The 25,671-nt window shown below is 71.3% G+C and carries 25 protein-coding genes; 17 read left to right on the top strand and 8 right to left on the bottom strand.

Going from position 1 to position 25,671, the window contains the following annotated elements; genetic code table 11:
* The first annotated feature begins 56 nt into the window (after positions 1-56).
* Together GEV26_RS16650 and GEV26_RS16645 are read left to right on the top strand one after the other, a co-directional pair.
* Positions 57-3,437: a pyruvate carboxylase gene (locus GEV26_RS16650; RefSeq protein ID WP_153654677.1), complete on the top strand. Its 3,381-nt coding sequence runs from the start codon at positions 57-59 to the stop codon at positions 3,435-3,437.
* 206 nt (positions 3,438-3,643) lie between these two features.
* Positions 3,644-4,720 carry a fatty acid desaturase family protein gene (locus tag GEV26_RS16645; protein WP_153654676.1) on the top strand — a complete coding sequence of 359 codons (1,077 nt, stop codon included), beginning with the start codon at positions 3,644-3,646 and terminating at the stop codon, positions 4,718-4,720.
* 107 nt (positions 4,721-4,827) lie between these two features.
* Here GEV26_RS16645 and GEV26_RS16640 read toward each other — a convergent pair whose 3' ends face one another.
* Positions 4,828-6,360 carry an AMP-binding protein gene (locus GEV26_RS16640; protein ID WP_153654675.1) on the bottom strand — a complete coding sequence of 511 codons (1,533 nt, stop codon included), beginning with the start codon at positions 6,358-6,360 and terminating at the stop codon, positions 4,828-4,830.
* Positions 6,361-6,477: 117 nt separating this feature from the next.
* On the opposite strand from GEV26_RS16640, the gene GEV26_RS16635 reads away from it, so the two are divergent.
* Both GEV26_RS16635 and GEV26_RS16630 read left to right on the top strand, forming a co-directional pair.
* Positions 6,478-6,774 carry a putative quinol monooxygenase gene (locus GEV26_RS16635; protein WP_153654674.1) on the top strand — a complete coding sequence of 99 codons (297 nt, stop codon included), beginning with the start codon at positions 6,478-6,480 and terminating at the stop codon, positions 6,772-6,774.
* Between the two features lie 3 nt (positions 6,775-6,777).
* Complete coding sequence (locus GEV26_RS16630) at positions 6,778-7,380, top strand: PaaI family thioesterase (protein WP_153654673.1); 603 nt, start codon at positions 6,778-6,780, stop codon at positions 7,378-7,380.
* Here the strand turns inward: GEV26_RS16630 and GEV26_RS16625 are convergent.
* The gene (locus GEV26_RS16625) at positions 7,377-7,859 is read right to left on the bottom strand and encodes a PGPGW domain-containing protein (protein ID WP_153654672.1); all 483 of its coding nucleotides are present in this window, start codon (positions 7,857-7,859) and stop codon (positions 7,377-7,379) included. The genes GEV26_RS16630 and GEV26_RS16625 overlap by 4 nt on opposite strands.
* 67 nt (positions 7,860-7,926) lie before the next feature.
* Here GEV26_RS16625 and GEV26_RS16620 point away from each other — a divergent pair, with 67 nt between their 5' ends.
* On the top strand, positions 7,927-8,343 hold the full coding sequence (locus GEV26_RS16620; protein WP_153654671.1) for a hypothetical protein: 417 nt from the start codon (positions 7,927-7,929) through the stop codon (positions 8,341-8,343).
* 18 nt (positions 8,344-8,361) lie between these two features.
* Here GEV26_RS16620 and GEV26_RS16615 read toward each other — a convergent pair whose 3' ends face one another.
* Positions 8,362-8,811 carry an Lrp/AsnC family transcriptional regulator gene (locus GEV26_RS16615; protein ID WP_153654670.1) on the bottom strand — a complete coding sequence of 150 codons (450 nt, stop codon included), beginning with the start codon at positions 8,809-8,811 and terminating at the stop codon, positions 8,362-8,364.
* Between the two features lie 160 nt (positions 8,812-8,971).
* On the opposite strand from GEV26_RS16615, the gene pdhA reads away from it, so the two are divergent.
* The 4 genes from pdhA to GEV26_RS16595 are packed head-to-tail and all read left to right on the top strand — an operon-like array spanning position 8,972 to position 13,152.
* Positions 8,972-10,054, top strand: coding sequence for a pyruvate dehydrogenase (acetyl-transferring) E1 component subunit alpha (gene pdhA / locus GEV26_RS16610; RefSeq protein ID WP_243838803.1), 1,083 nt, complete (start codon positions 8,972-8,974; stop codon positions 10,052-10,054).
* Entirely contained in the window at positions 10,054-11,043 is a 990-nt protein-coding gene (locus GEV26_RS16605; RefSeq protein ID WP_153654669.1) for an alpha-ketoacid dehydrogenase subunit beta, read from the top strand. Before pdhA ends, GEV26_RS16605 begins: the two co-directional genes overlap by 1 nt.
* On the top strand, positions 11,040-12,323 hold the full coding sequence (locus GEV26_RS16600) for a dihydrolipoamide acetyltransferase family protein (RefSeq protein ID WP_153654668.1): 1,284 nt from the start codon (positions 11,040-11,042) through the stop codon (positions 12,321-12,323). Before GEV26_RS16605 ends, GEV26_RS16600 begins: the two co-directional genes overlap by 4 nt.
* A 31-nt stretch (positions 12,324-12,354) precedes the next feature.
* On the top strand, positions 12,355-13,152 hold the full coding sequence (locus GEV26_RS16595) for an enoyl-CoA hydratase/isomerase family protein (RefSeq protein ID WP_153654667.1): 798 nt from the start codon (positions 12,355-12,357) through the stop codon (positions 13,150-13,152).
* A 6-nt stretch (positions 13,153-13,158) separates the two neighbouring features.
* On the opposite strand, the gene paaK is transcribed toward GEV26_RS16595, so the two are convergent.
* The 3 genes from paaK to paaZ are packed head-to-tail and all read right to left on the bottom strand — an operon-like array spanning position 13,159 to position 16,825.
* A complete protein-coding gene (gene paaK / locus GEV26_RS16590; protein ID WP_153654666.1) occupies positions 13,159-14,472 on the bottom strand; it encodes a phenylacetate--CoA ligase PaaK in 1,314 nt (437 codons plus the stop codon).
* Positions 14,469-14,777, bottom strand: coding sequence for an EthD family reductase (locus GEV26_RS16585; protein ID WP_153654665.1), 309 nt, complete (start codon positions 14,775-14,777; stop codon positions 14,469-14,471). Before GEV26_RS16585 ends, paaK begins: the two co-directional genes overlap by 4 nt.
* Before the next feature lie 2 nt (positions 14,778-14,779).
* Positions 14,780-16,825: a phenylacetic acid degradation bifunctional protein PaaZ gene (gene paaZ / locus GEV26_RS16580; RefSeq protein WP_153654664.1), complete on the bottom strand. Its 2,046-nt coding sequence runs from the start codon at positions 16,823-16,825 to the stop codon at positions 14,780-14,782.
* Between the two features lie 98 nt (positions 16,826-16,923).
* On the opposite strand from paaZ, the gene paaA reads away from it, so the two are divergent.
* Genes paaA through paaI form a run of 6 tightly spaced genes read left to right on the top strand, consistent with a single transcriptional unit; the run spans position 16,924 to position 21,167 of the window.
* Positions 16,924-17,886 (top strand): 1,2-phenylacetyl-CoA epoxidase subunit PaaA, encoded by a 963-nt coding sequence (paaA, locus tag GEV26_RS16575; RefSeq protein ID WP_153654663.1) that lies wholly within the window; start codon positions 16,924-16,926, stop codon positions 17,884-17,886.
* Positions 17,883-18,176 (top strand): 1,2-phenylacetyl-CoA epoxidase subunit PaaB, encoded by a 294-nt coding sequence (paaB, locus tag GEV26_RS16570; protein WP_153654662.1) that lies wholly within the window; start codon positions 17,883-17,885, stop codon positions 18,174-18,176. Before paaA ends, paaB begins: the two co-directional genes overlap by 4 nt.
* Positions 18,177-18,190: 14 nt before the next feature.
* Positions 18,191-19,114, top strand: a complete 924-nt coding sequence (gene paaC, locus GEV26_RS16565) for a 1,2-phenylacetyl-CoA epoxidase subunit PaaC (RefSeq protein WP_153654661.1) — start codon at positions 18,191-18,193, stop codon at positions 19,112-19,114.
* Entirely contained in the window at positions 19,108-19,626 is a 519-nt protein-coding gene (gene paaD, locus GEV26_RS16560; protein WP_153654660.1) for a 1,2-phenylacetyl-CoA epoxidase subunit PaaD, read from the top strand. The genes paaC and paaD overlap by 7 nt, the downstream gene beginning before the upstream one ends.
* Before the next feature lies 1 nt (position 19,627).
* A complete protein-coding gene (gene paaE, locus GEV26_RS16555) occupies positions 19,628-20,722 on the top strand; it encodes a 1,2-phenylacetyl-CoA epoxidase subunit PaaE (protein ID WP_153654659.1) in 1,095 nt (364 codons plus the stop codon).
* Positions 20,715-21,167: a hydroxyphenylacetyl-CoA thioesterase PaaI gene (gene paaI / locus GEV26_RS16550; RefSeq protein ID WP_243838801.1), complete on the top strand. Its 453-nt coding sequence runs from the start codon at positions 20,715-20,717 to the stop codon at positions 21,165-21,167. Before paaE ends, paaI begins: the two co-directional genes overlap by 8 nt.
* 4 nt (positions 21,168-21,171) lie before the next feature.
* Here paaI and GEV26_RS16545 read toward each other — a convergent pair whose 3' ends face one another.
* Positions 21,172-21,795, bottom strand: coding sequence for a TetR/AcrR family transcriptional regulator (locus GEV26_RS16545; protein ID WP_153654658.1), 624 nt, complete (start codon positions 21,793-21,795; stop codon positions 21,172-21,174).
* Between the two features lie 82 nt (positions 21,796-21,877).
* On the opposite strand from GEV26_RS16545, the gene GEV26_RS16540 reads away from it, so the two are divergent.
* Both GEV26_RS16540 and GEV26_RS16535 read left to right on the top strand, forming a co-directional pair.
* Positions 21,878-22,888, top strand: a complete 1,011-nt coding sequence (locus tag GEV26_RS16540; RefSeq protein WP_153654657.1) for an SGNH hydrolase domain-containing protein — start codon at positions 21,878-21,880, stop codon at positions 22,886-22,888.
* A 287-nt stretch (positions 22,889-23,175) separates the two neighbouring features.
* Positions 23,176-25,071: a penicillin-binding transpeptidase domain-containing protein gene (locus tag GEV26_RS16535; RefSeq protein ID WP_153654656.1), complete on the top strand. Its 1,896-nt coding sequence runs from the start codon at positions 23,176-23,178 to the stop codon at positions 25,069-25,071.
* A 13-nt stretch (positions 25,072-25,084) separates the two neighbouring features.
* Here the strand turns inward: GEV26_RS16535 and GEV26_RS16530 are convergent, their stop codons facing one another.
* Positions 25,085-25,642, bottom strand: a complete 558-nt coding sequence (locus GEV26_RS16530) for a winged helix-turn-helix transcriptional regulator (RefSeq protein ID WP_153654655.1) — start codon at positions 25,640-25,642, stop codon at positions 25,085-25,087.
* Positions 25,643-25,671 lie beyond the last annotated feature (29 nt).

The following is a 25,671-nucleotide window of genomic DNA, read 5'->3' as shown; positions in this document are numbered from 1 at the left end:
CGCGACGACCGGCCGTTACATTGTGGACTCGGACCCTCTGAGCAAGGACGCCCCCGTTGTTCCACAAGATTCTTGTCGCCAATCGTGGGGAGATCGCGATCCGCGCGATCCGCGCCGCGCACGAGCTCGGCGCGCGGACCGTCGCGGTGTTCCCCTACGAGGACCGCGGCTCGGAGCACCGGGTACGCGCCGACGAGGCGTACGAGATCGGCGAGCGGGGGCACCCCGTGCGGGCCTATCTCGACCCCGAGGCGATCGTCGCGGCAGCGGTGGCGGCCGGGGCGGACGCGATCTACCCGGGCTACGGCTTCCTGTCCGAGAACCCCGATCTCGCGGAGGCGTGCGAGCAGGCCGGCATCACCTTCATCGGTCCCGCGCGCGAGGTCCTGGAGCTGACCGGCAACAAGGCGTCCGCGATCGCCGCCGCCCGGGCCGCCGGCGTGCCCACGTTGACGTCGGTCGAGCCGTCCGCGGATGTCGACGAGCTGATGGCGAGCTCGGACGCGCTGACGTACCCGTTGTTCGTCAAGGCGGTGGCCGGAGGTGGCGGCCGCGGCATGCGCAGGGTCGACGACCCGGCGCGGCTGCGGGAGTCGATCGAGGCGGCGATGCGTGAGGCCGACGGGGCGTTCGGTGATCCCACCTGCTTCATCGAGGAGGCGGTCGTCGACGCCCGGCACATCGAGGTGCAAGTTCTTGCCGACTCCGTCGGCTCAGTGGTTCATTTGCGGGAGCGGGACTGCTCGGTGCAGCGGCGACACCAGAAGGTCGTCGAGATCGCGCCCGCGCCGCACCTGCCGGCCGAGGTCCGCGAGGCCATGTGTGCCGACGCGGTGCGGTTCGCGGAGTCGATCGGCTACTCGTGCGCGGGCACGGTGGAGTTCCTGCTCGGCGCCGACCACCGCTACGTGTTCATCGAGATGAACCCGCGGATCCAGGTCGAGCACACCGTGACCGAGGAGGTCACCGGCGTCGATCTCGTGCAGGCCCAGATGGAGATCGCGGCCGGCGCGACGCTCGCCGATCTCGGCCTCGACGACCAGTCGACGATCACCGCGCGGGGCTTCGCCCTGCAGTGCCGGATCACGACCGAGGACCCGGCCAACGGCTTCCGTCCCGACACCGGCACGATCACGGCGTACCGCTCGCCGGGAGGTCCGGGCGTACGCCTCGACGGCGGCACGGCGTTCACCGGAGCCGTGGTCAGCCCGCACTTCGACTCGATGCTGTCCAAGCTGACGTGCCGGGGCCGTGACTTCGAGGCCGCGGTGACCCGTGCCGAGCGAGCACTGGGCGAGTTCCACGTCAGCGGGGTGTCGACCAACATCGGCTTCCTGCAGGGCCTCCTGGCCGATCCGGACTTCCGGGCCGGGCGCGTCACGACGTCGTTCATCGAGGAGCACCCCGGGCTGCTGGAGGCGCACGGCGCCGCGGACCCCGCCGGCAAGATCTTGTCCTGGCTCGCGGACGTCACGGTCAACAAGCCGCACGGTCCCGCGCCGACGACCGTCGACCCTGTCTCCAAGCTGCCCGAGGTGGACCTCGGGGCCCCGGCTCCGGACGGGTCGCGGCAGCTGCTGGCCGAGCTCGGGCCCGAGGGATTCGCCGCCGCCTTGCGCCAGCGCGACACCGTGGGCGTGACCGACACGACGTTCCGCGACGCGCACCAGTCGCTGCTCGCCACCCGGGTGCGGACCCGCGATCTCGTGCAGGTCGCACCGTACGTCGCGCGGATGACGCCGCAGCTGCTCTCGATCGAGGCGTGGGGCGGAGCGACGTACGACGTGGCGCTGCGCTTCCTCAACGAGGATCCGTGGGACCGGCTCGCGGCGATGCGCGAGGCGGCCCCCAACATCTGCCTGCAGATGCTGCTGCGGGGGCGCAACACGGTCGGCTACACGCCGTACCCGACCGAGGTCACCGACGCCTTCGTCGCCGAGGCGGCCGCGACCGGTGTCGACATCTTCCGCATCTTCGACGCGCTCAACGACGTCGACCAGATGCGGCCCGCGATCGAGGCGGTGCGCGCGACCGGGACGGCCGTCGCCGAGGTCGCCCTCTGCTACACCGGCGACCTGTCCGATCCGGGCGAGACGCTCTACACGCTCGACTACTACCTCGACCTCGCCGAGCGCATCGTCGACGCCGGGGCGCACGTGCTGGCGATCAAGGACATGGCCGGGCTGCTGCGTGCACCGGCCGCGCGGACGCTCGTGCGTGCCCTGCGCGAGCGCTTCGACCTGCCGGTGCACCTGCACACCCACGACACGCCCGGTGGCCAGCTCGCAACCCTCGTCGCGGCGATCGAGGCGGGAGTGGACGCGGTGGACGCCGCGTCGGCTGCGCTGGCCGGCACGACGTCGCAGCCGCCGATGTCGGCCCTCGTCGCGGCGACCGACCACTCCGACCGTCCGACCGGTCTCGACATCGAGGCCGTCAACGCCCTCGAGCCGTACTGGGAGGCGACCCGCCGTCTCTACGCGCCGTTCGAATCGGGTCTGCCCGCCCCGACCGGACGGGTCTATCGCCACGAGATCCCCGGCGGTCAGCTGTCGAACCTGCGCCAGCAGGCCATCGCGTTGGGCCTGGGCGAGAAGTTCGAGCAGATCGAGGACATGTACGCCGCGGCCAACGACATCCTCGGCGACATCGTCAAGGTGACCCCCTCGTCCAAGGTGGTGGGCGACCTCGCCCTGCACCTCGTCGCGGTGGGGGCCGACCCCGAGACGTTCGCGCAGGACCCCGCAGCGTTCGACATCCCGGAGTCGGTGATCGGCTTCCTGTCCGGTGAGCTCGGGGACCCGCCTGGCGGCTGGCCCGAGCCGTTCCGCACCAAGGCGCTGCAGGGCCGGTCGGTCAAGGCGCGGGTCGAGGAGCTGTCGGACGAGGACCGCGCGGGCCTCACCACGGATCGTCGCCACACGCTCAACCGGCTGCTGTTCCCGGGGCCCACCCACGACTTCGACCAGGCGAGGGTCGAGTTCGGCGACCTGACCGCCGTGCCCACCGAGGCGTTCCTCTACGGCATGCGGGCCGGGGAGGAGACCGAGGTCGAGGTGTCCGAGGGCAATCTGCTGCTGTTCGGCGTCGAGGCGATCGGCGACGCCGACGAGCGCGGCGTCCGCAACGTGCTCGGCACGATCAACGGCCAGCTCCGGCCGACCCAGGTGCGCGACCGGTCCGTCGACTCCAAGGTCGCGGCCGCCGAGAAGGCCGACACCGGCAACCCTCGCCACGTCGCGGTGCCGTTCGCGGGCGTCGTGCACGCGCTCGTGGCCGAGGGCGACGTCGTCGAGGCCGGCCAGGTCGTCGCGACGATCGAGGCCATGAAGATGGAGGCGTCCATCACGGCCGCCCACGCCGGCACGGTCGCGCGGCTCGTGATCGCCGAGCCCCGCCAGGTCGAAGGCGGAGACCTCCTGCTCGTGCTGGACTGACCGCCCCGGATTCCCAGGAGAACCACGGAATCTGTCACGTCCCACCGGGCGCAACCTGTGGTCGCCGCAGGATTCCGGGGTTCTCCTGGGAATCGGCCGCTGGGCGCGCAGCCTTCCCGGATGCGTGCCAGAGTGGTCAACACGTTGCCAGTCAGTGGCGTCCAGCCCCCGGCGGTCCGTGATGAGCACCCCAGAAGGGGGCGCACATGACCCAGGAGCTCCAGACCGGCCCGGCGCCGAGCGAGCGGTACGTGAGTCGCTACGCCGAGCTGATGAAGGCGGTCCGCGACGAGGGACTGCTCGAGCGCCGGCGCCTGTACTACTGGTGGCAGATCGGCGCGCACGTCGCGGCGTTCTTCGCGATCTGGGTCGCCTTCTTCGCGCTGGGCAACTCATGGTTCCAGCTGGTGCTGGCGGCTGCGCTGGGTGTCATCGTGACGCAGTTCGGCTTCCTCGGCCACGACGCCGCCCACCGGCAGATGTTCACCTCCGCGAAGTGGAACTCCTGGACCGCCCGCATCCTTGCGGGCGGATTCGCCGGGCTGAGCTTCGCGTGGTGGCGGGCAAAGCACAACATGCACCACAAGGGTCCCAATCTCGAGGGCTACGACCCCGACATCGGGCCGGGCGCGATCGCCTTCACGCCCGGCATCGTCGCGCAGCGCACCGAGGGATTCGCCGGCTGGTTCGTCAAGCGCCAGGGGTGGCTGTTCTTCCCCCTGCTGACGCTCGAGGGGCTGAACCTGCATGCCGAGAGCATCCGCGCGGCCCGCGACAAGACCTCCAAGCAACCGTGGCGCCGGGTCGAGCTGTTCCTGGTCGTGACCCGCCTGACGGCGTACGTCGCGATCTTGCTGACGTTCCTGCCCCTGGGCAAGGCCCTGGCCTTCTTCGCCGTCCAGATGGCGGTGTTCGGCTTCTGCCTCGGCGCCTCCTTCGCGCCGGCGCACAAGGGGATGCCGATCATCCCGCCGGGGATGAAGCTCGACTTCCTGCGCCGCCAGGTCATGGTGTCGCGCAACGTGCGGGGCAATCCGGTCGTCGACTGGGCGATGGGCGGGCTGAACTACCAGATCGAGCACCACCTGTTCCCCAACATGCCGCGCTGCAACCTGCGCAAGGCGCAGCCGCTCGTACGCGCCCACTGCGAGGCGCAGGGCGTCGACTACCTGGAGGTCGGGCTCTTCCAGTCGTACGGGATCGTGATCGACTACCTCAACAACGTCGGCATCCGGGCGCGCGATCCCTTCGACTGCCCCCTCGCCGCCCAGCTGCGCGGCTGAGCCCGACGGGTCGCAGATTCCCAGGAGAACCCCCGAAGCTGACGTCTCACCCACGTCGTGACGGGTGATCGGTGACAGGTTCCTGGGTTCTCCTGGGAATCCGCGGGTCAGTTGACCTGGCGGTCGGCGTCCTTCCAGAACTCCTGGCGGAGCTTGAACTTCTGCAGCTTGCCGGTCGCGGTGCGGGCGAGCTCGTCGCGGAACTCGATGCGCTTGGGGCACTTGTAGCCTGCGAGGTGCTCGCGGCAGTGCGCCACGAGGGCGGCCTCGTCGGTGGGCTTCTCGTCGGGATCGAGGACGATCAGGGCGGTGATCAGCTCACCCCACTTCTCGTCGGGGATGCCGATCACGGCGGCCTCCCTGACCGACGGGTGCGACATGAGGGCGTCCTCGACCTCGATCGAGGAGACGTTCTCGCCGCCGGTGATGATGACGTCCTTCTTGCGGTCGGCGATCGTGATGTAGCCGTCCTCGAACGTGCCGCCGTCGCCGGTGTGGAACCAGTTGCCGGCCTGGGCGTCGGCGGTGGCCTCGGGGTTCTCCCAGTACGACGCGAGGTTGTGGTTGGACTGCGCCAGCACCTCGCCCTGGTCGTCGACCATCATCCGGACGCCGACCGCGGGCGCGCCGGCGCGGCCGAGGTTGACCGCCTGCTGGTGCGGCTCCAGATCGTCCCACTCCGCGCGCATGCGGCTCATCGTGAGCAGGGGCGAGGTCTCGGTCAGACCGTAGATCTGGATGAACTCCCAGCCGAGCTCCTCGCGGACGCGCTCGATCGTGCGGGTCGGCGGGGGTGCGCCCGCGACGATGATGCGGACGCGGTCACGTCCGGGCACCTCGCCCTCCCAGGTCTTGAGCGCGTCCAGCGCTGCCGTGACGACCGCCGGCGCGGCGCAGAGGTACGTCACGCCGTGCCGCTCGATGCGTCGCAGGATCTCGGTGCCGTCGATCTTGCGGATGATGACGTGCTGCGCGCCCATGCCGGTCGCCGTGAACGGGTGGCCCCAGCCGTTCGCGTGGAACATCGGCAGCGTGTGCAGATAGACGTCGCGGTCCGAGACCGACGCCTGCCAGCCGAAGACCGTCGCGTTGAGCCAGTTGTTGCGGTGCGTGAGCTGGACGCCCTTGGGTCGCGCGGTCGTCCCGGACGTGTAGTTGATCGTGGCGGTCGCGTTCTCGTCGCCCTCCCACGGCTGCGGCTCTTTGGTCGATCCCCAGATCTTGTCGTCGTCCTCGCCGAGCACGAAGATCCGCTCGCAGTCGATCTCGTCGACGAGGTGGCGCAGCTCGGGATCGACCATCAGCACCTGGGCGCCGGAGTGCTCCACGATGTAGCGGATCTCGGCGACCGCGAGCCGGAAGTTGATGGGCACGAGGACGCGTCCCCAGCCCGAGACGCCGTAGAACGAGGTGAGCATGCGCGCCGAGTTGTGCGAGACGATCGCGACCCGGCCCCCGACGGGGACGCCCATCTCGTCGAGCGTCGCCGCCTGCGCGCGGGCTCGGCGGCCGAGCTCGGCGTAGGTGATCTCGCCCCACGACTCGGCGGGCTGGTCCGGCTCGTCGACCACCGCGACGCGGTCGGGATAGACCGTGACGGCACGGTCGAGGAAATCACGAACGGTCAGGGGGAAGTGCACATCAACCTCCGGGTATGGCGTGGATCACGTCACCCCATAGTGCCCTGCCACTGGATGCGACAGGGTTGCGCCTCGGCTCTAGTGTGGGCGGTCCGACCACCGAAACTGGAGAACACCATGGCGATCACCGCAACGCTCGAGCTCCGCTTCAAGCCCGAGCTCCTCGACGAGGCACGGACCGTGCTGCGACGGGTGCTCGAGGAGACCCGGGCCTTCGACGGCAACCAGGGCGTCGACGTGCTGGTCGATCGCGAGGATCCCGCGCACTGGGTCGCGTACGAGCGCTGGGAGTCCGAGGAGCACGACGCGGCCTACCGCGAGTTCCGCGCCGGACCGGGCCAGGTCACCGACCTCGGCCCGCTGCTCGCGGCTGCGCCCGTGCTGACCGTCTTCACGACCGATCCGGCCATCTGACGGATGGGCTCGGACTCCGCTGAGAACCACTTCGACAGCTCCGCCGGCCCGGAGCAGGTGCGGGCCTTCGGGACCGCACTGGAGGCGCTGCGGAGCTTCCACGACGCGCTGACCGCGGCCGCGCCGAGCGCCGAGGTGCTCGAGCGGCTGGCCGCCGACCTGCAGGGATGGACGCAGACGCTCACGCCGCTGAAGGTCCCCGAGCCCGATCGTCTCGCGGGTCGGCTGCGGAACCTGCCGGTCCGCGGCCACCCGGCCCTGCCGCCGGTCCTGCTCGACGTCGTCGAGGACGACAAGGTCGAGGGGACGGTGACCTTCGGGACGTTCTTCCTCGGGCGGGGCGGCGCGGCCCACGGCGGCACCATCGCGACCGTGTTCGACGAGGTGCTCGGCGTGATGGCCTCGCACCGGGGGCACAGCGCGACCCGCACCGCGTACCTCAAGACCGACTTCCGCTCGATCGTGCCGGTCGACGTGCCGATGCGCGTCCGCGGGTGGCTGGACCGTGAGGAGGGGCGCAAGCGCTTCGTCCGCGGCGAGATGTGGTCCGGCGACACGTTGTGCGCCGAGGCCGACGCCCTGTTCGTGGTCGAGCGGCAGGACTAGCGGGACTCCTTCTGCGGGTTCGCGACCCGCTCGATCTCAGCGTCGATGTCCTCGACGCCGCGGAACCGGCGGAAGCTGTAGACGATGAGCGCGAGAGCGAACGCGGACGATGCCAGCAGGGTCGCGCCGGTGCCCCAGCCGCCGATCAGCCACCACTTCTCGTCGACCGGCCACCAGGTCGGTGCGTCCGGCCCGATACCCCACACGATGCCGACCGCGCCGATCCCGAGGGCGAACACGGTGCTCGCGATGATGCGCGGCCAGGTCTGCACGCCCTGCGCGGCCGACTTGTATGCGGCCACCTCGACCGGACGCACGCGGCGCTCGGCCCACTCGTACTGCTGGGAGAGGATCGCCAGGCCGGCGAACAGGCTCAGCAGGCCCGGACCCGGGAGGAAGAGGGCGGCGAAGCCGGCGACGAGAAGCGTCCAACCGGCGACTTCGATGGCGATGCGACGCGCGAAGCGCTTGGACCTCATGCCCGCGAGGGTACAGGGGGCCGCGAGCCTGCGCCGCCCGAGCCGTCCGGCGTGATGGGATGGCCTCATGCGTACGGCAGCGGTGGCTCTTCTCCTCCTCCTGCTGGCGGCCTGCGGCGCTGAGTCGGACGGGTCGTCCGCGGCACCGAGCCCCTCGACGGGCGCCACGACGCAGCCGGCCGTCGGCTCGGCCGTCGTCGACGCGGCAGGCCCGTCCGTCCCGGAGGCGCTGCTGCGCTTCCGCTGCGAGAAGAACGCCGAGGGCAGGTGGGCGGCCTCGGGCTTCCTGGTCAACGGCGGCAAGGCCCTGGCGAGCTTCCAGGTGACCGTGTTCATCGGCGAGGCGACCGGAAGCCCCGAGCGGGCCAAGACCAAGCGGGTCGAGAACATCGCCCCCGACGGCTCGGTGGCGTTCAAGATCTACCGGATCCCGGCGCCCGAGGGCGGCGGTACGTGCCACGTCCAGGTGCTGCAGACCAAGTAGCGCACGTACGCCGCGCTCTCACGGCTGGTGGGGGAACGACTCCTCGAAGATCAGCAGGGTCCGGGTGTTGACCACCCCGGGGATCGCCTGGATCTCGTCCAGCACCAAGCGCCGCAGATCCGCATTGTCCTTGGCGCGGGCGAGCAGCACGACGTCGAAGTCGCCGCCGACGAGGGCGATGTGCTCGATGCCGCTGAGGCGGCGCAGCTGCGTGTGGATCGAGCGCCAGTCGGTCTGGCGCACGTTCATCGTCACGTAGGCGGACGTGCCGAGTCCCCGCGCGACGGGGTCGGTCGTCGCGGTGAACCCGGTGATCACGCCGGAGGTGGTGAGGCGCTCCACCCGGGCGTACGCGTTCGCGCGGGAGATGTGCACCTGCTCGGCCAGCTGCCGCATCGACAGCCGCCCGTCGGCCTCGAGAGCGCGGACGATCCGCTCGTCGATGTCGTCCAGCTCGGCACCTGCCATACGTCTCACCGTTCCTGACTGCTCGCCTCGCGATTGGACGTATGGACCGGTCAACTGGGTCCGTCGTGGACATGTTCTCAGGAATTCGCCGGTGGTGGAAGTCAACTGCCCCCGTGGGTGACGATGCGAGGACACGGTGTGACGACGAGAGGAGTGGGCTGTGACGCCTGCCGGCATGCTCCCCGGGGAGCCGATCCAGCTGGTCGACCCCCTGGGCCGGCCGGTCCCCGAGTCCACCCTGCGCCTGCCCGCGGACGCCGACCTGGTCCGTGCGCACGAGGCGCTCGTCGTCGGGCGCCGCATCAACGACCAGGCGTACGCCCTCGTGCGGCAGGGCCGGCTCGCGGTCTATCCCTCCTCCCACGGGCAGGAAGCGTGCCAGGTGGCCGCCGCGCTCGTGATGCGTGAGCAGGACTGGCTGTTCCCGACCTATCGCGACACCGTCTCGATCGTCACGCGCGGGGTCGATCCGGCCGAGGCCCTCATGCTGCTGAGCGGTGACTGGCACTCGGGCTACGACCCCGTCGCCACGCGGGTCGCACCGCAGGCCACTCCGCTCGCGACCCAGCTGCCGCACGCGGTCGGCGTCGCCCATGCCGCGACGCTGCGCGGCGAGGACACGGTCGTGATGGCGATGTGCGGTGACGGCGCCACGAGCGAGGGCGACTTCCACGAGGCCCTCAACTTCGCCGCGGTGTTCGGTGCGCCGGTCGTGTTCTTCGTGCAGAACAACGAGTTCGCGATCTCCGTCCCGCTCGCGCGCCAGAGCGTCGCACCGTCGCTCGCGCACAAGGCGGTCGGCTACGGGATGCCGGGCAGGCGGGTCGACGGCAACGACGTCGCCGCGCTGCTGTCGGTCCTGGGGGACGCTGTCGAGGCCGCCCGCGCCGGTGGGGGCCCACAGCTCGTCGAGGCCCACACGTATCGCATGCAGGCGCACACCAACGCCGACGACGCGACGCGCTACCGCAGCGATGACGACGTCGAGGCCTGGCGGTCGCGCGACCCCTTGCTGCGCAGCGCCACGCACCTGACCGGCAAGGGGCTGCTGACGGCGGCGATCGAGTCCGAGATGACGGCGGCCGCCGAGACCCTGGCCGCGGCGATGCGCGACGGGCTGATGGCCGATGTGGAGCCGGACCCGCAGGAGCTGTTCGCCCACGTCTACGCCGAGCCCACCCCTCAGCTGCGGGAGCAGTCCGCGTTCCTCGCCGAGGAGCTGGGCCGAGAGGACGCCGTCTGATGGCCGAGCACGAGAAGATCACGATGGCGCAGGCGCTCAACCTCGCGCTGCGCGACGCGATGCGCGAGGACGAGTCCGTGCTGATGTTCGGCGAGGACGTCGGTCCGCTCGGCGGGGTGTTCCGGGTCACCGACGGGCTGACGGCCGAGTTCGGTGAGAGCCGCTGCTTCGACACGCCCCTCGCGGAGTCGGGCATCGTGGGCATGGCGGTCGGTCTGGCGATGAACGGCATGCGTCCGGTCGTCGAGATGCAGTTCGACGCCTTCGCCTACCCGGCGTTCGAGCAGGTGGTCAGCCACGTCGCCAAGCTGCGCAACCGCACCCGGGGCAGGATGCCGATGCCGATCACGATCCGCATCCCCTACGCGGGCGGCATCGGGGGCGTCGAGCACCACTGCGACTCCTCCGAGGCGTACTACGTCCACACGCCCGGACTGACCGTGCTCGCCCCCGCGACCGTCGCGGACGGCTATGCGCTGCTCCGCGCCGCCATCGGCTCGCCCGACCCCGTGGTGGTGCTGGAGCCCAAGAAGCTCTACTTCAGCAAGGACGAGGTCGATCTGGACGCCCCGCAGCCCGGCATCGGCCGGGCCGTCGTTCGCCGAGAGGGCACCGACGCGACCCTGATCGCGTACGGCACCTCGGTCCCGCTCGCGCTCGAGGCCGCCGACGTCGCGGCGACGGAGGGCCGCAGCCTCCAGGTCGTCGACGTGCGCTCGCTGGTCCCGTTCGACGACGAGACCGTGTGCGCCGCGGTGCGCTCGACCGGACGTGCGGTGGTGGTCGCGGAGTCGGCCGGGTTCGCGAGCGTGGCCTCCGAGATCGTGGCGCGGGTGACCGAGCGGTGCTTCCACCACCTGGCCGCCCCGGTCCGACGGGTCACCGGATTCGACATCCCGTATCCGCCGCCCAAGCTCGAGCGCTTCCACCTGCCGAGCGTCGACCGCATCCTCGACGCCGTCGACACGCTGCAGTGGGAGGACGCGTGAGCGCCTCGCCGGGCGCGGGGACGACGCAGACGTTCACCCTCCCCGACCTGGGCGAGGGGCTGACCGAGGCCGAGATCGTCCGGTGGTTGGTCGCGGTGGGCGATCCTGTGGCGGTCGACCAGGCCGTGGTCGAGGTCGAGACGGCCAAGTCGGTCGTCGAGGTGCCGTCGCCGTACGCGGGCACCGTCAGCGTCCTGCACGGCGAGGAGGGACGGGCCGTCGACGTGGGCCGTCCGCTCATCTCGATCGAGCGGGCCGCACCGGCGGGTGAGCAGTACCGCGAGGAGGAGCAGGCCGGCTCGGGCAACGTGCTGATCGGCTACGGCACCTCCGAAAGGACGCCGGGGCGCCGCCGGACGCGCAGGGCGGGCGGTGCCGCGGACGTGGTGCACGCAGCCGCCACGCCTGCCGTGCCGGACCGGGTGCCCCGCGTGACCTCGCCGCTGGTGCGCCGGCTCGCGCGGGAGGCGGGACTGTCTGTGCTGGGCATTGCGGGCACCGGTGCCGACGGTCTCATCACCCGGCGGGACGTGGAGGCGGCGATCGCTGCCGCCACGGCCGGGACGACCAGCTCACGGACGGGTCTGGCGGTGGCCGAACGGGTGCCGATGAACGGATTCCGCAAGGCGGTCTCTGCAGCGTTGAGCCGCAGCCGCAGCGAGATCCCCGAGGCCACGGTCTGGGTCGACGTCGACTTCACCGAGCTGTTCGCGCTGCGTGAGCAGGCCCGGGCCCGCGGCCTGCCCGCACCGGGACTGCTGGCGTACCTCGCACGGTTCACGGTCGCGGCCCTGCGGGCGCACCCCGAGCTGAACGGCGAGATCGACGCCGATCGGCAGGAGCTGATCCGGTACGACGGGGTCAACCTCGCCATCGCGACGCAGACCGACCGGGGCCTCGTGGTCCCTGCGGTCCTGGGTGCTCATCGCCTGACGACGACCGAGCTGGACGCCGAGCTGCGTCGCCTCACGGCGGCGGCGCGGGAGGGCCGGGCCACGCAGGCCGAGCTGAGCGGCGGCACGTTCACCCTCAACAACTACGGAGCGTTCAACGTCGACGGCAGTGCCGCGATCATCAACCACCCGCAGGTCGCGATCCTGGGCTTCGGGCGGATCATCGACCGGCCGTGGGTGGTCGACGGGGAGCTGACGATCCGCAAGATCGGCCAGATGTCGTTCGTCTTCGACCACCGGGTCTGCGACGGCGGCACCGCGGCCGGCTTCATGCGGATCGTCGCGGACGCGATCGAGAGCCCCGCTCGGGCGATCGACCACCTCTAGGCCACGTGACGGACGAGCAGGGAGAGATGACATGAGCGCAGCAACCGACGTCGTGACGGTGGACCGCGACGGCGCGGTCGCGATCGTCACGATCAACCGGCCCGATCGCCACAACGCACTGGACACCGCGACCAAGATCGCGCTCCGCGAGGCGTTGGACCGCGTGGGCGAGGACGACGACGTCCGTGCGGTCGTGCTGACGGGCGCGGGGGCGTCCTTCTGCGTCGGCCAGGACCTGGGGGAGCACGCGGCCGCGCTCGAGGCGGACGCGTCGACGGCCTTCGACACGGTCGACGAGCACTACTCCCCGATCGTGATGGCGCTGGCGACGATGCCCAAGCCGGTCATCGCGGCGGTCAACGGCGCGTGTGTGGGAGCCGGTCTCGGCTTCGCCCTCGCCTGCGACCTGCGGGTGCTCTCCTCCGCCGCGACGCTCGGCACCGCGTTCAGCGCGATCGGTCTGACCTGCGACTCCGGCCTGTCCTCGACACTCGTCCGCGCGGTGGGGGAGTCGCGGGCCCGCGAGCTCGTGCTGCTGGGTCGTCCGTTCTCTCCCGAGGACGCCGTGCGGTGGGGCGTGGCCGGGCAGGTCTGCGACCCCGACGAGGTGCTGAGCTCCGCCCTGGCCACGGCCGGGAGGCTCGCGGCGGGACCCACCGCGGCGTTCGCGGAGTCCAAGCAGCTGCTGGCTCGCGCGGGCGACCTGCCGCTGGCGGAGGCGCTGGCTGCCGAGTCGCGGGCCCAGGCCCGCCTCGGCCTGTCGGCCGATCACGCGGCGGCGGTCCGCTCCTTCCTGGCGAAGGAGAAGCCGCAGTTCGTCGGCAGGTGACGGGCCTCAGCCCACGGCTCGCAGGTCCACGATCCGCCGCATCTTGCCCACCGAGCGCTCGATGCTCTCGGTCGCGACGACGTCGACCCCGACCGTCACGCCGATCGTCGCCTTGACCCGGGCCGCGAGCTGCCGTCCGGCCGCGAGCGCGCTGTCCGCGGCGACTCCGGGGCGGTGCTCGACCTTGACCGTGAGGGTGTCGGTGCGTCCGGACCGGGTCAGCACGCACTGGAAGTGCGGCGAGAGCTCGACCGACTCGAGCACGAGCTCCTCGATCTGCGTGGGGAACAGGTTGACCCCGCGCAGGATGATCATGTCGTCACTGCGGCCGGTGATCTTCTCGATGCGTCGCATGCTGCGCGCGGTGCCCGGCAGGAGCCGGGTGAGGTCGCGGGTGCGATAGCGCAGCACCGGCATCGCCTGCTTGGTCAGCGACGTGAGGACCAGCTCGCCCTTCTCGCCGTCGGGCAGCACCTCGTCGGTGAACGGATCGACGATCTCGGGATAGAAGTGGTCCTCCCAGACGTGGAGGCCGTCCTGGGTCTCGACGCACTCCTGGGCGACGCCGGGGCCGATGACCTCCGAGAGGCCGTAGATGTCGACCGCCCGGATCGCGAGCCGTTCCTCGACCTCCCGGCGCATCTCGTTGGTCCACGGCTCGGCGCCGAAGATGCCGATCTCGAGCGACGTCGAGCGCGGGTCGATGCCTTGGCGCTCCATCTCGTCCACGAGCGCGAGCATGTACGACGGGGTCACCATGATGACCCGCGGTCGGAAGTCGTCGATGAGCCGGACCTGGCGCTCGGTCATCCCTCCCGAGATCGGCACGACGGTGCAGCCGAGGAGCTCTGCCCCGGCGTGGGCGCCGAGGCCGCCGGTGAACAGCCCGTAGCCGTAGGCATTGTGCAGGATGTCGCCCGGCCGGCCGCCCGCCGCGAAGATGCTGCGGGCCATGACCTGCGCCCAGGTCGCGAGGTCGTCGCGGGTGTAGCCGACCACGGTCGGGCGCCCCGTCGTCCCGGACGAGGCGTGCACGCGCGAGACCTGGTCCTGCGGCACTGCGAACATCCCGAACGGGTAGTGGCGGCGCAGGTCCTCCTTGGTCGTGAACGGCAGGCGCGACAGGTCGCCGAGGGCGCGGATGTCGTCAGGGTGCACTCCTGCGGAGTCGAGGGCGGTCCGGTAGTGCTCGACGTGGTCGTACGCGTGGCGGATCGACCACCGCAGCCGCTCGAGCTGCAGCTCGCGGATCTGCTCCACCGGTGCCGTCTCGATGTCGTCCAGCCCGGCGTTCCTGCGGATGTCGTGCCCGGTGCTCATGGGAGCGACGTCTCGACGACCTCGCCGCTGAACATCGTCATGGAGGCGACGTCGAAGGTCTGCGCATCGGCCGCTGCGGCCGCCATCTCGGGTGACTTCAGTGCCGCCTTGAGCGCGTCCGCGTCGTCGAACCAGAGCTCGGCGACGAAGGACGGGGCGTCGGTGCCGAGGCCCCGTGGGTGCGAGGTCGTGAAGCGGCGCAGCCCTGGCAGCTTCGCGGCCAGCGGCACGTGGACCTCGGTGTAGTGCTGCTCGAACGTCTCGGGATCGCCGGGGGCGCCGTACTCGATCGTGATGCGGTGCATGGTCAGCCTTCCTGGTTGTCGAGAGTCTTGGCGACGAGGGTCAGGACGTCGTACGTCGCGACCGCCGCACCGTCGGCGTTGGACACCACGGCATCCCAGCGCACCTCGCCGTAGTCGGCGCTCGCGCGGGGCGTGATCTGCTTGACCGTCAGCACCACGTCGATCGTGTCGCCGGCCTTCACTGGGGTGAGTAAACGCAGGTGGTCGACCCCGAAGTTGGCCAGGACGGGTCCCGGGTCGGGGTCCACGAACAGCCCGGCGGCGATCGACACCACGAGGTAGCCGTGGGCGACGATGCCGCCGAACAGGGGATTGGCCGCCGCTGCCTCGGCGTCGGTGTGGGCGTAGAAGGTGTCGCCGGTCAGCTCGGCGAAGCGGTCGATGTCGTCGAGCGTCACGGTGCGCGACGCGGAGCGGATCGTGTCGCCGATGCGCAGCTCGGCCAGGCTCTTGCGGAACGGGTGCTGCTCGTCGACCCGCTGCGCCGCACCCTTCGTCCACTGGCCGGTGATGGCCGTGAGCATGTCGGGGGAGGCCTGCACCGCGGTGCGCTGCATGTGGTGCAGCACCGCTCGGATGCCGCCGAGCTCCTCGCCGCCGCCGGCCCGGCCCGGACCGCCGTGCACGAGCACGGGCAGGGGCGAGCCGTGCCCGGTGGACTCGGGCGCGTCGTCGCGGTCGAGGACGAGCAGGCGTCCGTGCCACGGTGCGAGCCCGAGCGTCACCTGCCGGGCCACCTGGGGGTCATGCGTGACGAGCGAGCCGGCGAGGCTGCCGCGCCCGAGCGCCGCGAGCGCGATGGCCTCGTCGAGGCTCTCGTACGCGATCACGGTGCTCACCGGTCCGAACGCCTCGACCTCGTGCGGCTCGGTCGCGCCCTCGGTCGCGCGCAGCAGCACAGGCGACATGAACGCCCCGCGCTCGGCGTCGGCACCGACCACGTCGACCCGGTCGGGGTCGCCGAACACGATCTCGGCCGAGCTGCGCAGGGTCGAGATCGCCTTGCGGACATCGTCGCGCTGGGCGAGGCTCGCGAGGGCCCCCATGCGTACGCCCTCGGAGCCCGGGTCGCCGACCGTGACCTTCGCGAGCCGGGCGCTGATCGCGGCCACGACCTCGTCGGCCATCGCGGCCGGCACGATCGCGCGCCGGATCGCGGTGCACTTCTGCCCAGCCTTGACCGTCATCTCGGTCACGACGCCCTTGACGAAGAGATCGAGCTCGGGGTCGTCGGCGGTGACGTCGGGGCCGAGGATCGAGCAGTTGAGCGAGTCGGCCTCCACGCCCAGCTGCACGCCGCCGTGGACGACGGCGGCGTGCTGGCGCAGCAGCGCACCGGTCGCCGCCGATCCGGTGAACGCCACCGAGTCCTGTGGCCCGAGCTGGTCGAGGAGGCCGTCGGGGCTGCCGCACAGCAGCTGCAGCGATCCCTCCGGCATGAGTCCCGAGTCGATGATGCGCCGCACGACCGCCTCGGTGAGCCAGGCGCCCTGGCTCGCAGGCTTCACGATCGTGGGCAGCCCCGCGAGGAACGCGGGGGCGAGCTTCTCGAGCATCCCCCAGACCGGGAAGTTGAAGGCGTTGATCTGCACCGCGATCCCGGGTCTGGAGGTGTAGAGGTGCTGGCCGAGGAACACGCCGGTGCGCCCGAGCTGCTCGGTGTCGCCGTCCAGCACGATCGTGTCGGCCGGCAGCTCCCGGCTCGCCTTGCTCGCATAGCTGAACAGCGTCCCGATGCCCCCGTCGACGTCGACCTGGGAGTCGCGGAGCGTCGCGCCCGTGCGCGCCGACAGCGCGTAGAGCTCGTCCTTGTCTGCTCCGAGGAGCTTCGCGACGGCCTTGAGGACGGCTCCGCGCTGGTGGAACGTGAGCTCGCGGACCGCCGGCCCGCCCACGATCCGGGCGTGGTCGGTCATCGCGGCGAGATCGAGCCCGGTCGAGGAGATGCGGGCGACCTCCTCGCCGGTGACCGCGTCGAGGAGGGGTCGTCCCTCGTCCTCGGCGCGGAACCACGAACCGGCGGCATAGCTCTCGAGCAGTGCACTCATCGGGGAGGGACCTTTCGTTGCACGGACCTGTGTCCCGTGTCACACTATTACAGACCGTTCGGTCAGTAAATGCCCGACGCGAGATTTCTGGAGGGGTCATGACGGTCGCACCCGAGCGGGACGAGCAGGAGCTGATGGCCGGCTTCGAGGCGACGATCGAGCGCCACGACCGCATCGAGCCGCGCGACTGGATGCCCGAGGGCTACCGCAGGACCGTCGTCCGGCAGGTCGCCCAGCACGCCCACTCGGAGATCATCGGCATGCAGCCCGAGGGCAACTGGATCACCCGCGCGCCCTCGCTGCGCCGCAAGGCGATCCTGCTCGCCAAGGTGCAGGACGAGGCCGGCCACGGGCTCTATCTCTATTCCGCGTGCGAGACGTCGGGGGTCTCGCGCGACGAGCTCACCGAGATGCTGATCGGCGGCCGGCAGAAGTACTCCTCGATCTTCAACTACCCCACGCTGACGTACGCCGACGTGGGCACGATCGGCTGGCTCGTCGACGGTGCGGCGATCTGCAACCAGGTGCCGCTGTGCCGCACGTCGTACGGGCCCTACGGCCGCGCGATGATCCGGGTCTGCAAGGAGGAGTCGTTCCACCAGCGGCAGGGCTATGAGCTGCTCGCGACCATGATGCGCGGCACCGACGAGCAGCGCGCGATGGTGCAGGAGTCGGTCGACCGGTTCTGGTGGCCCGCCCTGATGATGTTCGGCCCGCCCGACGACGACTCGCCCAACACCGCCCAGTCGATGGCATGGGGCATCAAGCGCAACACCAACGACGACCTGCGCCAGCGCATGGTCGACATGACCGTCCCGCAGGCCGAGGCGCTGGGCGTCACGCTGCCCGATCCCGAGCTCCGGTGGAACGAGGAGCGTCAGGCCCACGACTTCGGCACCCCCGACTGGGACGAGTTCAAGGACGTCATCAGCGGCAACGGACCCTGCAACGCACAAAGGCTCGAGCACCGGCGTCGCGCGTGGGAGGACGGTGCCTGGGTGCGGGAGGCAGCCACGGTCTTCGCCCGCCGGACCGAGGCCGACCGGGAGGCGGCCCGATGAGCGGGGTGCAGGCCGAGTGGCCGCTCTACGAGGTGTTCGTCCGCGGCAAGCGGGGCCTCAACCACGTCCACGTGGGCTCGTTGCACGCGGCCGACGACGACATGGCCGTCCGCCACGCGCGGGACGTCTACACGCGACGCAACGAGGGCGTCAGCATCTGGGTCGTCCGCTCCAGCGACGTGACCGCGTCGAGCCCCGACGAGAAGGACCCGCTGTTCGCGCCGAGCGGCGACAAGGTCTATCGCCACCCGACGTTCTACGACATCCCCGACGACGTCCCCCACATGTGAGCAGGTGCCGACCCATGGTTGACGAAGTGGACCACGAGAACGCGTACGACGGGCTGCTCGGCGGGGACGACTCGCAGTGGGCCTTCGGCACGGACTTCGAGGACCCCTTGGCCGGGGTCGACACGACCCTGCCCGCGGGCGTCGACGCGCACGACCTCGCGACGTACTGCCTGATGCTGGCCGACGACGCCCTGGTGATGTCGCACCGCCTGTCCGAGTGGTGCAGCCGGGCGCCCGACCTGGAGGACGACATCGCCCTCGGCAACATCGCGCTCGACCTGCTGGGGCAGGCCCGGCTGCTGCTCGCCCGTGCCGCGGCCGCCGATCCCTCGGTGGTCCCTGTGCTGCCGGAGGGGTCCCCGGTGCCTCCGGAGGACGCCCTCGCGTTCTTCCGCGGCGACGGCGAGCTGCTGAACGTCCGTCTCGTGGAGGGCGACAACGGCGACTTCGGCCGGACGATCGCCCGGCTGCTCGTCTTCTCGGCGTGGCGGCTCGCGCTGCTCGAGCACCTGACGCCGAGCCGTGACCACGTGCTCGCGGCGGTCGCGGTCAAGGGGGTCAAGGAGATGACGTACCACCGCGACTACGCGGCCAGGTGGTTCGTGACCCTCGCGCGCGGGACCGACGAGTCGCGTCGCCGGGTCGTCGAGGGGCTGACCGCGATCTGGCCGCTGCACGGTGAGCTCTTCGTGACCCAGGACGTCGAGCGCAGGGTCGCCGACGCGGGGGTGGGCGTCGCCCCGGACACCGTGGCCGACGAGGTCGACGCGCTGCTCGATCAGGTGCTCTCGGCCGGCGGGGTCGAGCGTCCGAGCGTCTCTGCGCTGGCCGGGGTGCGGGGGCGGACGGGCCGTCACGGCCTGCACACCGAGGCGTTGAGCCGGCTGCTCGCCGAGATGCAGGTCGTCGCCCGGGCCCACCCGACAGGCGCATGGTGAGGGGCACGTCCACGCCCACCCGCGCCGATCGCGCCCGGGAAGTGGCCGCGACGGTGAGCGATCCGGAGATGCCGATGCTCACGCTGGCCGATCTCGGGGTCCTGCGGGACGTCGAGATCGTGCCGGACGGCGTCGTCGTCACGATCACCCCGACGTACTCGGGCTGCCCCGCCATGGCGACGATGCGCGACGATCTCGTGCACCGGCTCCAGGATGAGGGCTTCGGCGCGGTGCAGGTCCGGGTGAGCCTCTCACCGGCGTGGACCAGCGACTGGATCTCGGCGCGGGGCCGTCGAGCCCTCGCCGAGCACGGCCTGTCGGCCCCCGGCCCGGCCCCCGTGCACGCAGGTCCTGTCCCGCTGTCGCTGTTTCCCGTGCGCCGGGCGCTGACGTGCCCGCGGTGCGGGTCCGGGGACGTCGAGCTGACGTCGGAGTTCGGTCCAACGGCCTGCAAGGCGCTGTATCGCTGCGCGTCGTGCCTGGAGCCCTTCGAGCACGTGAAGGAGATCTGACATGACGGTCCAGGAGGCGCAGACCGGCCCGGCCCCACGGGCGCGCGCCGCGTTCCACCCCCTGACGGTCGCGTCCGTCGACCGGCTCACCGACGACTCGGTCGCGGTGACGTTCGACGTGCCGGAGGGGCTCCGGGAGGCGTTCGACTTCCGGGCCGGACAGGCGCTGACGGTCCGTCGCACGATCGGCGGCCAGGAGCACCGCCGGTCGTACTCGATCTGCGCCGCGGTCGGCCGGCGACCGCGCATCGGCGTCCGCGAGATCCCCGACGGGCTGTTCTCGTCGTGGCTGGTGCACGACGTGCGACCGGGCGACGTGGTCGAGGTGCAGACGCCCACAGGCAGCCTGCGGGCCGATCCGGCCGAGGGGGGTCGGCACCTGTGCATCGCGGCCGGATCCGGGATCACGCCCATGATGTCGATCGTCTCGACGGTGCTGACGCACCCCGCGGCCCAGGTGACGCTGCTCTACGGCAATCGCACCAGCGGATCGGTCATGTTCGCCGAGGAGCTCGCCGACCTGAAGAACCGCTACGGTCCGCGGCTCGACCTCGTGCACGTCCTGTCGCGCGAGCCCCGCGACGTCGAGCTGTTCTCGGGGCGGCTGGAGGCCGATCGTCTGCGGCGCCTGCTGACGGCGCTCGTGCCGGTCGACGCGGTCGCCCACGCGTGGCTGTGCGGTCCGTTCGGGATGATCGCCGACTCCCGATCCGTGCTCGACGAGCTCGGCCTCCAGGCCGACCGGGTGCACTTCGAGCTCTTCTACGTCGACGAGCCGCCGCCCGAGCTGCACCGACCCGAGGCCGTCGTCACGGGCGACACCAGCGACGTCACGATCGTCCTCGACGGACGGACGACGACGGCCGCGATGTCACGCGACGCGAGCATCCTCGACGGCGCCGCTGCAACCCGCAACGACCTCCCGTTCGCCTGCAAGGGGGGCGTGTGCGGCACGTGCCGGGCCCGGCTCTGCGACGGCGAGGCGGACATGCGGCGCAACTACGCGCTCGAGCAGGCCGAGGTCGACCAGGGCTTCGTGCTGACCTGCCAGACGTTCGCCGTGAGCGACCGGGTCACGGTCGACTTCGATGCCTGAGGGGCGCGAGGACATGACGGCGTGGGACGTCGCCCGCGCGAGTGCGCAGGCGATGTGGGCCGGCGACGCCGCGAGCCGCTCGCTCGGGATCGAGCTCGTACGAGTCGGGCCGGGGTCGTCGCAGGTGTCGATGGTCGTGCGTCCCGACATGATCAACGGTTGGGACGTGTGCCACGGCGGGTTCCTCGCGAGCCTCGCCGACTCGGCCTTCGCCCTGGCCTGCAACTCCCACGGGGAGGTCACGGTGGCGGCCGGCTTCGACATCGTGTTCCTGGAGTCGGCACGGCTCGGGGACACGCTGGTCGCGACGGCGTCCGAGCGGAGCACCCATGGGCGCAACGGCATCTACGACGTGACCGTCAGCCGGACGCTGGGCGAGGGGCCGTCGATGATCGCGGAGTTCCGCGGCCGCTCCCGCGCGCTGAACCGGCAGATTGCCCGCTGACCCCTCAGGGCTGGTGGAGCGAGAGCCCGTCGAAGGCCAGCGCGACGATCGAGGCCGCGAGCATGTCGGCGTCCACCGGACCGCCGGGTCTGTACCACTCGACGAGCGAGTTCACCATGCCGAAGAGCAGCCGGCTGATGAGGTCCGGCGGGATGTCGGCGCGCAGCGCTCCCTCGTCGACGGCGGCCTGCACGAGCGCCGAGAGCTTCTCGTCGATCGCCCGGCGCCGCTTGAGGGCCGCAAGCTCGATCTCGCTGTTGCCGTGCACCCGCAGCAGGAGCGTGACGGCGGGAAGGTGCTGCACCAGGATCTCGACCGACTCCTGGACCACGGTGCGCAGGCGTGCGTACGCGCTGGTGCCCGGGGCTGACGCCGCGGCGCCGTCCACCGCGGTCGACAGGCTGTCGAGGGCCTCGTCGAGCGCCGCCGACAGCAGGTGCTCCTTGCTCGGCACGTGGTGATAGATCGCGGATTTGGTGAGCCCCAGCTCCTTCGCGAGGTCGCCCATGCTCGTGCCGTCGTAGCCCTGCCGGTTGAACAGGTCGATCGCGCGCCGCAACACGGTCTCCTGGTCGTACCCCGGGCGACCGCGCCGGGGTGCCGGGGGCGTCGCGGCCTGGTCGGACATGAGGCTAGGTTCTCACGCCTGCATCGCCCCCGTCGGTACGGTGGCAGCGTCCCGGATCACCGAGCCGACCAGAGGAGGCAGCATGCCGGCGCGAACACGTCTGGTGGTCGGCGCCCTCGTCGTGCTGGCCCTCGTCGTGGCAGGAGTCGTCGTGACGGTGGGTCGGACGTCGCCGTCACCGCCGACGGGCGGCTCCCTGACGCTCGCGCGCGCGGGCGAGAGCCCGGGTGCGGCGGCGCTGCTGGATCCCGCGAACGCAGACGTCGACTGGGGTGCGGTGGACTCGATCCGCTCGGTCCGGCCACTGCCGAGAGACGCCAAGCAGGATCGTCCCGCGCTCTACGCCGAGGGGTGCCAGGTGCTCGCGGGGGACGCGGTGCCGAAGGTGTGCGTCGACGGCGACCGGGACGCCGAGCGGACCGTGATGCTCATCGGCGACTCCAAGATCGGCCAGTGGCAGACCGCCTTCGCGAATCTCGGGCGGCGTGAGCACTGGCGGGTGCTCAGCAGCACCAAGAGCGCCTGCGCGTTCACCGACGCCGACATGACGAGCGGCGGCAAGGCGTTCACCGACTGTCGTGAGTGGGGCCGGGCCGCCCTCGCGGACGCCCTGCGGATCAAGCCCGACGTCGTGGTGACCTCGCAGGTGCACGACACCGCCGTCGTCGACGGCAAGCGGAGCAAGGGTGCGATGGTCCGCGGCCTGCAGCGCTACTGGGAGAAGCTGCAGGCGGCCGGCATCCAGGTCGTCGTCCTGCTGGACAACCCGATGCCGACCTCGCACCCGACCTATCAGTGCGTCGAGGACCACCCCGGCGACCTGACGCGGTGCGCCTACGAGCTCGCGGGCCCGCTCGCCGAGTCGTCCGCGCCCGTGCAGCGTGCGGCGGCCGAGGCAACCCCCGGTGTGGGGGTCGTCGACATGGCGCCGGCCTACTGCCCGGGACTGCAGCGGTGCCCCGCCGTGATCGGCAGGGTGCTCGTCTACCGCGCCGGGAGCCACCTGACCAAGACGTTCACGGTCAGCGCGCAGCGTCAGCTCGCGCGCCAGCTGGCTGCCGCGACCGACGGCGCCCTCACCCGCAACCGCTGACGAGTCACGCACAACTGCCGACGAGTCACGTACGGACGCCGACGAGTCACGCACGGACGCCGACGAGTCACGCACGGATGGCGACGAGTCACGCACGGACGCCGACGAGTCGCGTACGGATGGCGAGGAGTCGGCCTACGTGACTCGTCAGCCGTCGTAGGTGACTCGTCAGCGGTCGTGCGTGACTCGCGACCGTCCATACGTGACTCGTCAGCGGTCGTGCGTGGCTCGTGGGCGGTTGGGGGGCGCGGTTGACGGTGCTGGGGCGAGTTGTTCTACTTCTCGGCATGCTCCCACCCCGGCGGATCCGCCCTGCTCGACTGGGGGCCGCCGGTGCGGGCCTCGCCCTGGCCGTCGGCGCGCTCGCCGCGTGCGGCGGAGGTGGGCCCGACGCCCGGGACACCGCGAACGATCTGGCGGCAGCGCTGACGTCGGGCGACGTCTCGAAGGTCCCGACGCGGGGGATGGCCACGGACAACCAGGCCGACCTGGAGCGCATCGTCAAGGGTCTCGGGGAGGGCAACACCCAGAAGGTGAGGGTCACGAAGGTGGTCGAGCAGGACGGCGCCGCCACCGTCACCTTGTCGACCCGCCGCGTCGTCAGCGGGGCCGAGTGGTCGTACACGACCAAGGCGTCGCTGGTCGAGGCCGACGACCAGTGGGAGGTGGACTGGAAGCCCTCGATCGTGGCGCCGGTGAAGGGGGACGAGCGACTGACCGCACTCACCGTCGCCGGTGAGCGCGGCGACATCCTCGGGGCGAAGGACAAGCCTCTGGTCACCCAGCGGCCGGTGGTCCGGGTGGGCATCGACAAGACGCGGGTCAAGGCCCGGGCCGCGGGAGGCTCGGCGACCGCGTTGGCCGAGCTGCTCGACATCGATGCCAGCGCGTTCCGCAAGCGGGTCGAGGCGTCCGGTGCCCGGGCGTTCGTCGAGGGTCTCGTCGTACGAGCGGGGGACGCCCCGGCGGACGCTGCACTGGCCAAGATCCCCGGAGCGGTCGGCATCGACGCCGAGCTGCCGCTCGGGCCCACCCGGACGTTCGGGCAGCCGCTCCTCGGATCGGTCGGGGACGTCACCGCCGAGATCATCGAGGACTCCAAGGGCGCGCTCGGGCCCGGCGACCAGGTCGGCCTGTCGGGACTGCAGAAGCGCTACGACACGCAGCTGCGCGGCCGGCCGGGCCTCGAGATCGCCGCGATCGTCAGCGACCCGGCGGTCGCCCCGCGGGAGGTCTTCACCAGCGAGCCGACGGACGGGACGTCGCTGCGCACGACGCTCGACCCGAAGCTGCAGGCCGCGGCCGACGACATCCTGGGCGACGTCGATCCGGCCAGTGCGATCGTCGCCGTCCGGCCGTCGACCGGTGAGCTGCTGGCCGTCGCGAGCGGACCAGGTGGTGACGGCAACGACACCGCGACCTCGGGCCGGTACGCCCCCGGATCGACATTCAAGATCGCGACCGCCCTGGCGTTCCTGCGCTCAGGCGTCACCCCGAGCACGAAGGTGCCGTGCACCCCGACCGTCACGGTCGACGGTCGGACGTTCAAGAACTACTCGGACTACCCGTCCTCCGCGCTGGGCAAGGTCTCCCTGACCACCGCGATCGCGAACTCGTGCAACACCGCGATGATCGCCACGATGAACAAGGCCCCGCAGGACCGGCTGGCCGATGCGGCGTACGCGCTGGGGCTCGGCCGCGACGTCGACCTCGGCGTGCCGGCGTTCCTCGGGTCGGTGCCCGACACGGCGAAGGGCACGGAACGGGCGGCCTCGATGATCGGCCAGGGCCGTATCGAGGCGTCGCCGCTGGCGATGGCGGTCGTCGCTGCCTCGGTCCAGGACGGCCGGCTCGTCACCCCGGTGCTGCTGCCGGACCTGAAGCCGAAGGACACGTCCGCCCCGGCGAAGCCGCTCAAGGCCCAGGAGGCGACCAGCCTCGCCGACATGATGCGCGCGGTCGTCACCGACGGAAGTGGACGCTTCCTCCTGGACGTGCCCGGACCGCCGGTCGGCGCCAAGACCGGCACCGCGGAGTACGGCGACGAGGTCCCGCCGCGGACCCATGCGTGGATGATCGGGACCCAGGGTGATCTCGCGGTCTCGGTGTTCGTCTGGGACGGGGACTCGGGGTCCGCGACCGCCGGGCCGCTGCTGGAGAAGCTCCTGCGCGCGGCTCGCTGACGTCCCGCTGGGACTAGGCGATCGCTTGCGTGCCGGACGGCACTGCCGGCCGTCCCCCCGACCCGCCGGGCTCGCGAGCCAGTCGGTCCCGGGTGTCACGGGGACCGTCGTAGTCCTCGGGATAGCCCGGTCCCACGCAGTACTGGATGTCGTCGTGAACGATCGGGTCCCCGCAGTCGGCGCAGATCACGACGGGATCGGCGTGGTGGTCGTCCTCGTGGTGATGCAGGCTGACGGGCGCGCCCGCCCCGCCGTCGAGCCACCGGTCCCCCCAAGCCAGCAGTGCGGCCAGCACCGGCAGGAAGTCCCTGCCCATCGGGGTCAGGACGTACTCGGAGCGGGGCGGGTTGTCCTGGTAGAACCGCTTCTCGAAGAAGCCCGCCTCCACAAGCTTGCCGAGCCGGTCCGACAGCGTGTTGCGGGCGATGCCGAGGGAGCGCTGGAACTGGTCGAACCGGGTGAGCCCCTGCAGCGCGTCACGGGCGATGAGGACGCTCCAGGAGTCCCCGAACACGTCGACCGAGCGCGCGAGCGAGCACGGCCACGCCGAGAAATCCCTGTTGTTACTCATGACTCATCCTATCGAGTTCGCGTCGCGAA

Source organism: Aeromicrobium yanjiei, assembly GCF_009649075.1.
GTDB classification, from domain to species: domain Bacteria; phylum Actinomycetota; class Actinomycetes; order Propionibacteriales; family Nocardioidaceae; genus Aeromicrobium; species Aeromicrobium yanjiei.
This window is presented reverse-complemented; position numbering and strand designations above follow the sequence as displayed.

Bases quoted from the DNA above. Each gene is read 5' to 3' on its own strand.
- GEV26_RS16645 (WP_153654676.1), top strand. From the start codon at position 3,644: ATGACCCAGGAGCTCCAGACCGGCCCGGCGCCGAGCGAGCGGTACGTG.
- GEV26_RS16635 (WP_153654674.1), top strand. From the start codon at position 6,478: ATGGCGATCACCGCAACGCTCGAGCTCCGCTTCAAGCCCGAGCTCCTC.
- GEV26_RS16630 (WP_153654673.1), top strand. From the start codon at position 6,778: ATGGGCTCGGACTCCGCTGAGAACCACTTCGACAGCTCCGCCGGCCCG.
- GEV26_RS16625 (WP_153654672.1), bottom strand. From the start codon at position 7,859: ATGAGGTCCAAGCGCTTCGCGCGTCGCATCGCCATCGAAGTCGCCGGT.
- GEV26_RS16620 (WP_153654671.1), top strand. From the start codon at position 7,927: ATGCGTACGGCAGCGGTGGCTCTTCTCCTCCTCCTGCTGGCGGCCTGC.
- GEV26_RS16615 (WP_153654670.1), bottom strand. From the start codon at position 8,811: ATGGCAGGTGCCGAGCTGGACGACATCGACGAGCGGATCGTCCGCGCT.
- GEV26_RS16605 (WP_153654669.1), top strand. From the start codon at position 10,054: ATGGCCGAGCACGAGAAGATCACGATGGCGCAGGCGCTCAACCTCGCG.
- GEV26_RS16595 (WP_153654667.1), top strand. From the start codon at position 12,355: ATGAGCGCAGCAACCGACGTCGTGACGGTGGACCGCGACGGCGCGGTC.
- paaK (WP_153654666.1), bottom strand. From the start codon at position 14,472: ATGAGCACCGGGCACGACATCCGCAGGAACGCCGGGCTGGACGACATC.
- GEV26_RS16585 (WP_153654665.1), bottom strand. From the start codon at position 14,777: ATGCACCGCATCACGATCGAGTACGGCGCCCCCGGCGATCCCGAGACG.
- paaZ (WP_153654664.1), bottom strand. From the start codon at position 16,825: ATGAGTGCACTGCTCGAGAGCTATGCCGCCGGTTCGTGGTTCCGCGCC.
- paaA (WP_153654663.1), top strand. From the start codon at position 16,924: ATGACGGTCGCACCCGAGCGGGACGAGCAGGAGCTGATGGCCGGCTTC.
- paaB (WP_153654662.1), top strand. From the start codon at position 17,883: ATGAGCGGGGTGCAGGCCGAGTGGCCGCTCTACGAGGTGTTCGTCCGC.
- paaC (WP_153654661.1), top strand. From the start codon at position 18,191: ATGGTTGACGAAGTGGACCACGAGAACGCGTACGACGGGCTGCTCGGC.
- paaD (WP_153654660.1), top strand. From the start codon at position 19,108: ATGGTGAGGGGCACGTCCACGCCCACCCGCGCCGATCGCGCCCGGGAA.
- paaE (WP_153654659.1), top strand. From the start codon at position 19,628: ATGACGGTCCAGGAGGCGCAGACCGGCCCGGCCCCACGGGCGCGCGCC.
- paaI (WP_243838801.1), top strand. From the start codon at position 20,715: ATGCCTGAGGGGCGCGAGGACATGACGGCGTGGGACGTCGCCCGCGCG.
- GEV26_RS16545 (WP_153654658.1), bottom strand. From the start codon at position 21,795: ATGTCCGACCAGGCCGCGACGCCCCCGGCACCCCGGCGCGGTCGCCCG.
- GEV26_RS16540 (WP_153654657.1), top strand. From the start codon at position 21,878: ATGCCGGCGCGAACACGTCTGGTGGTCGGCGCCCTCGTCGTGCTGGCC.
- GEV26_RS16535 (WP_153654656.1), top strand. From the start codon at position 23,176: ATGCTCCCACCCCGGCGGATCCGCCCTGCTCGACTGGGGGCCGCCGGT.
- GEV26_RS16530 (WP_153654655.1), bottom strand. From the start codon at position 25,642: ATGAGTAACAACAGGGATTTCTCGGCGTGGCCGTGCTCGCTCGCGCGC.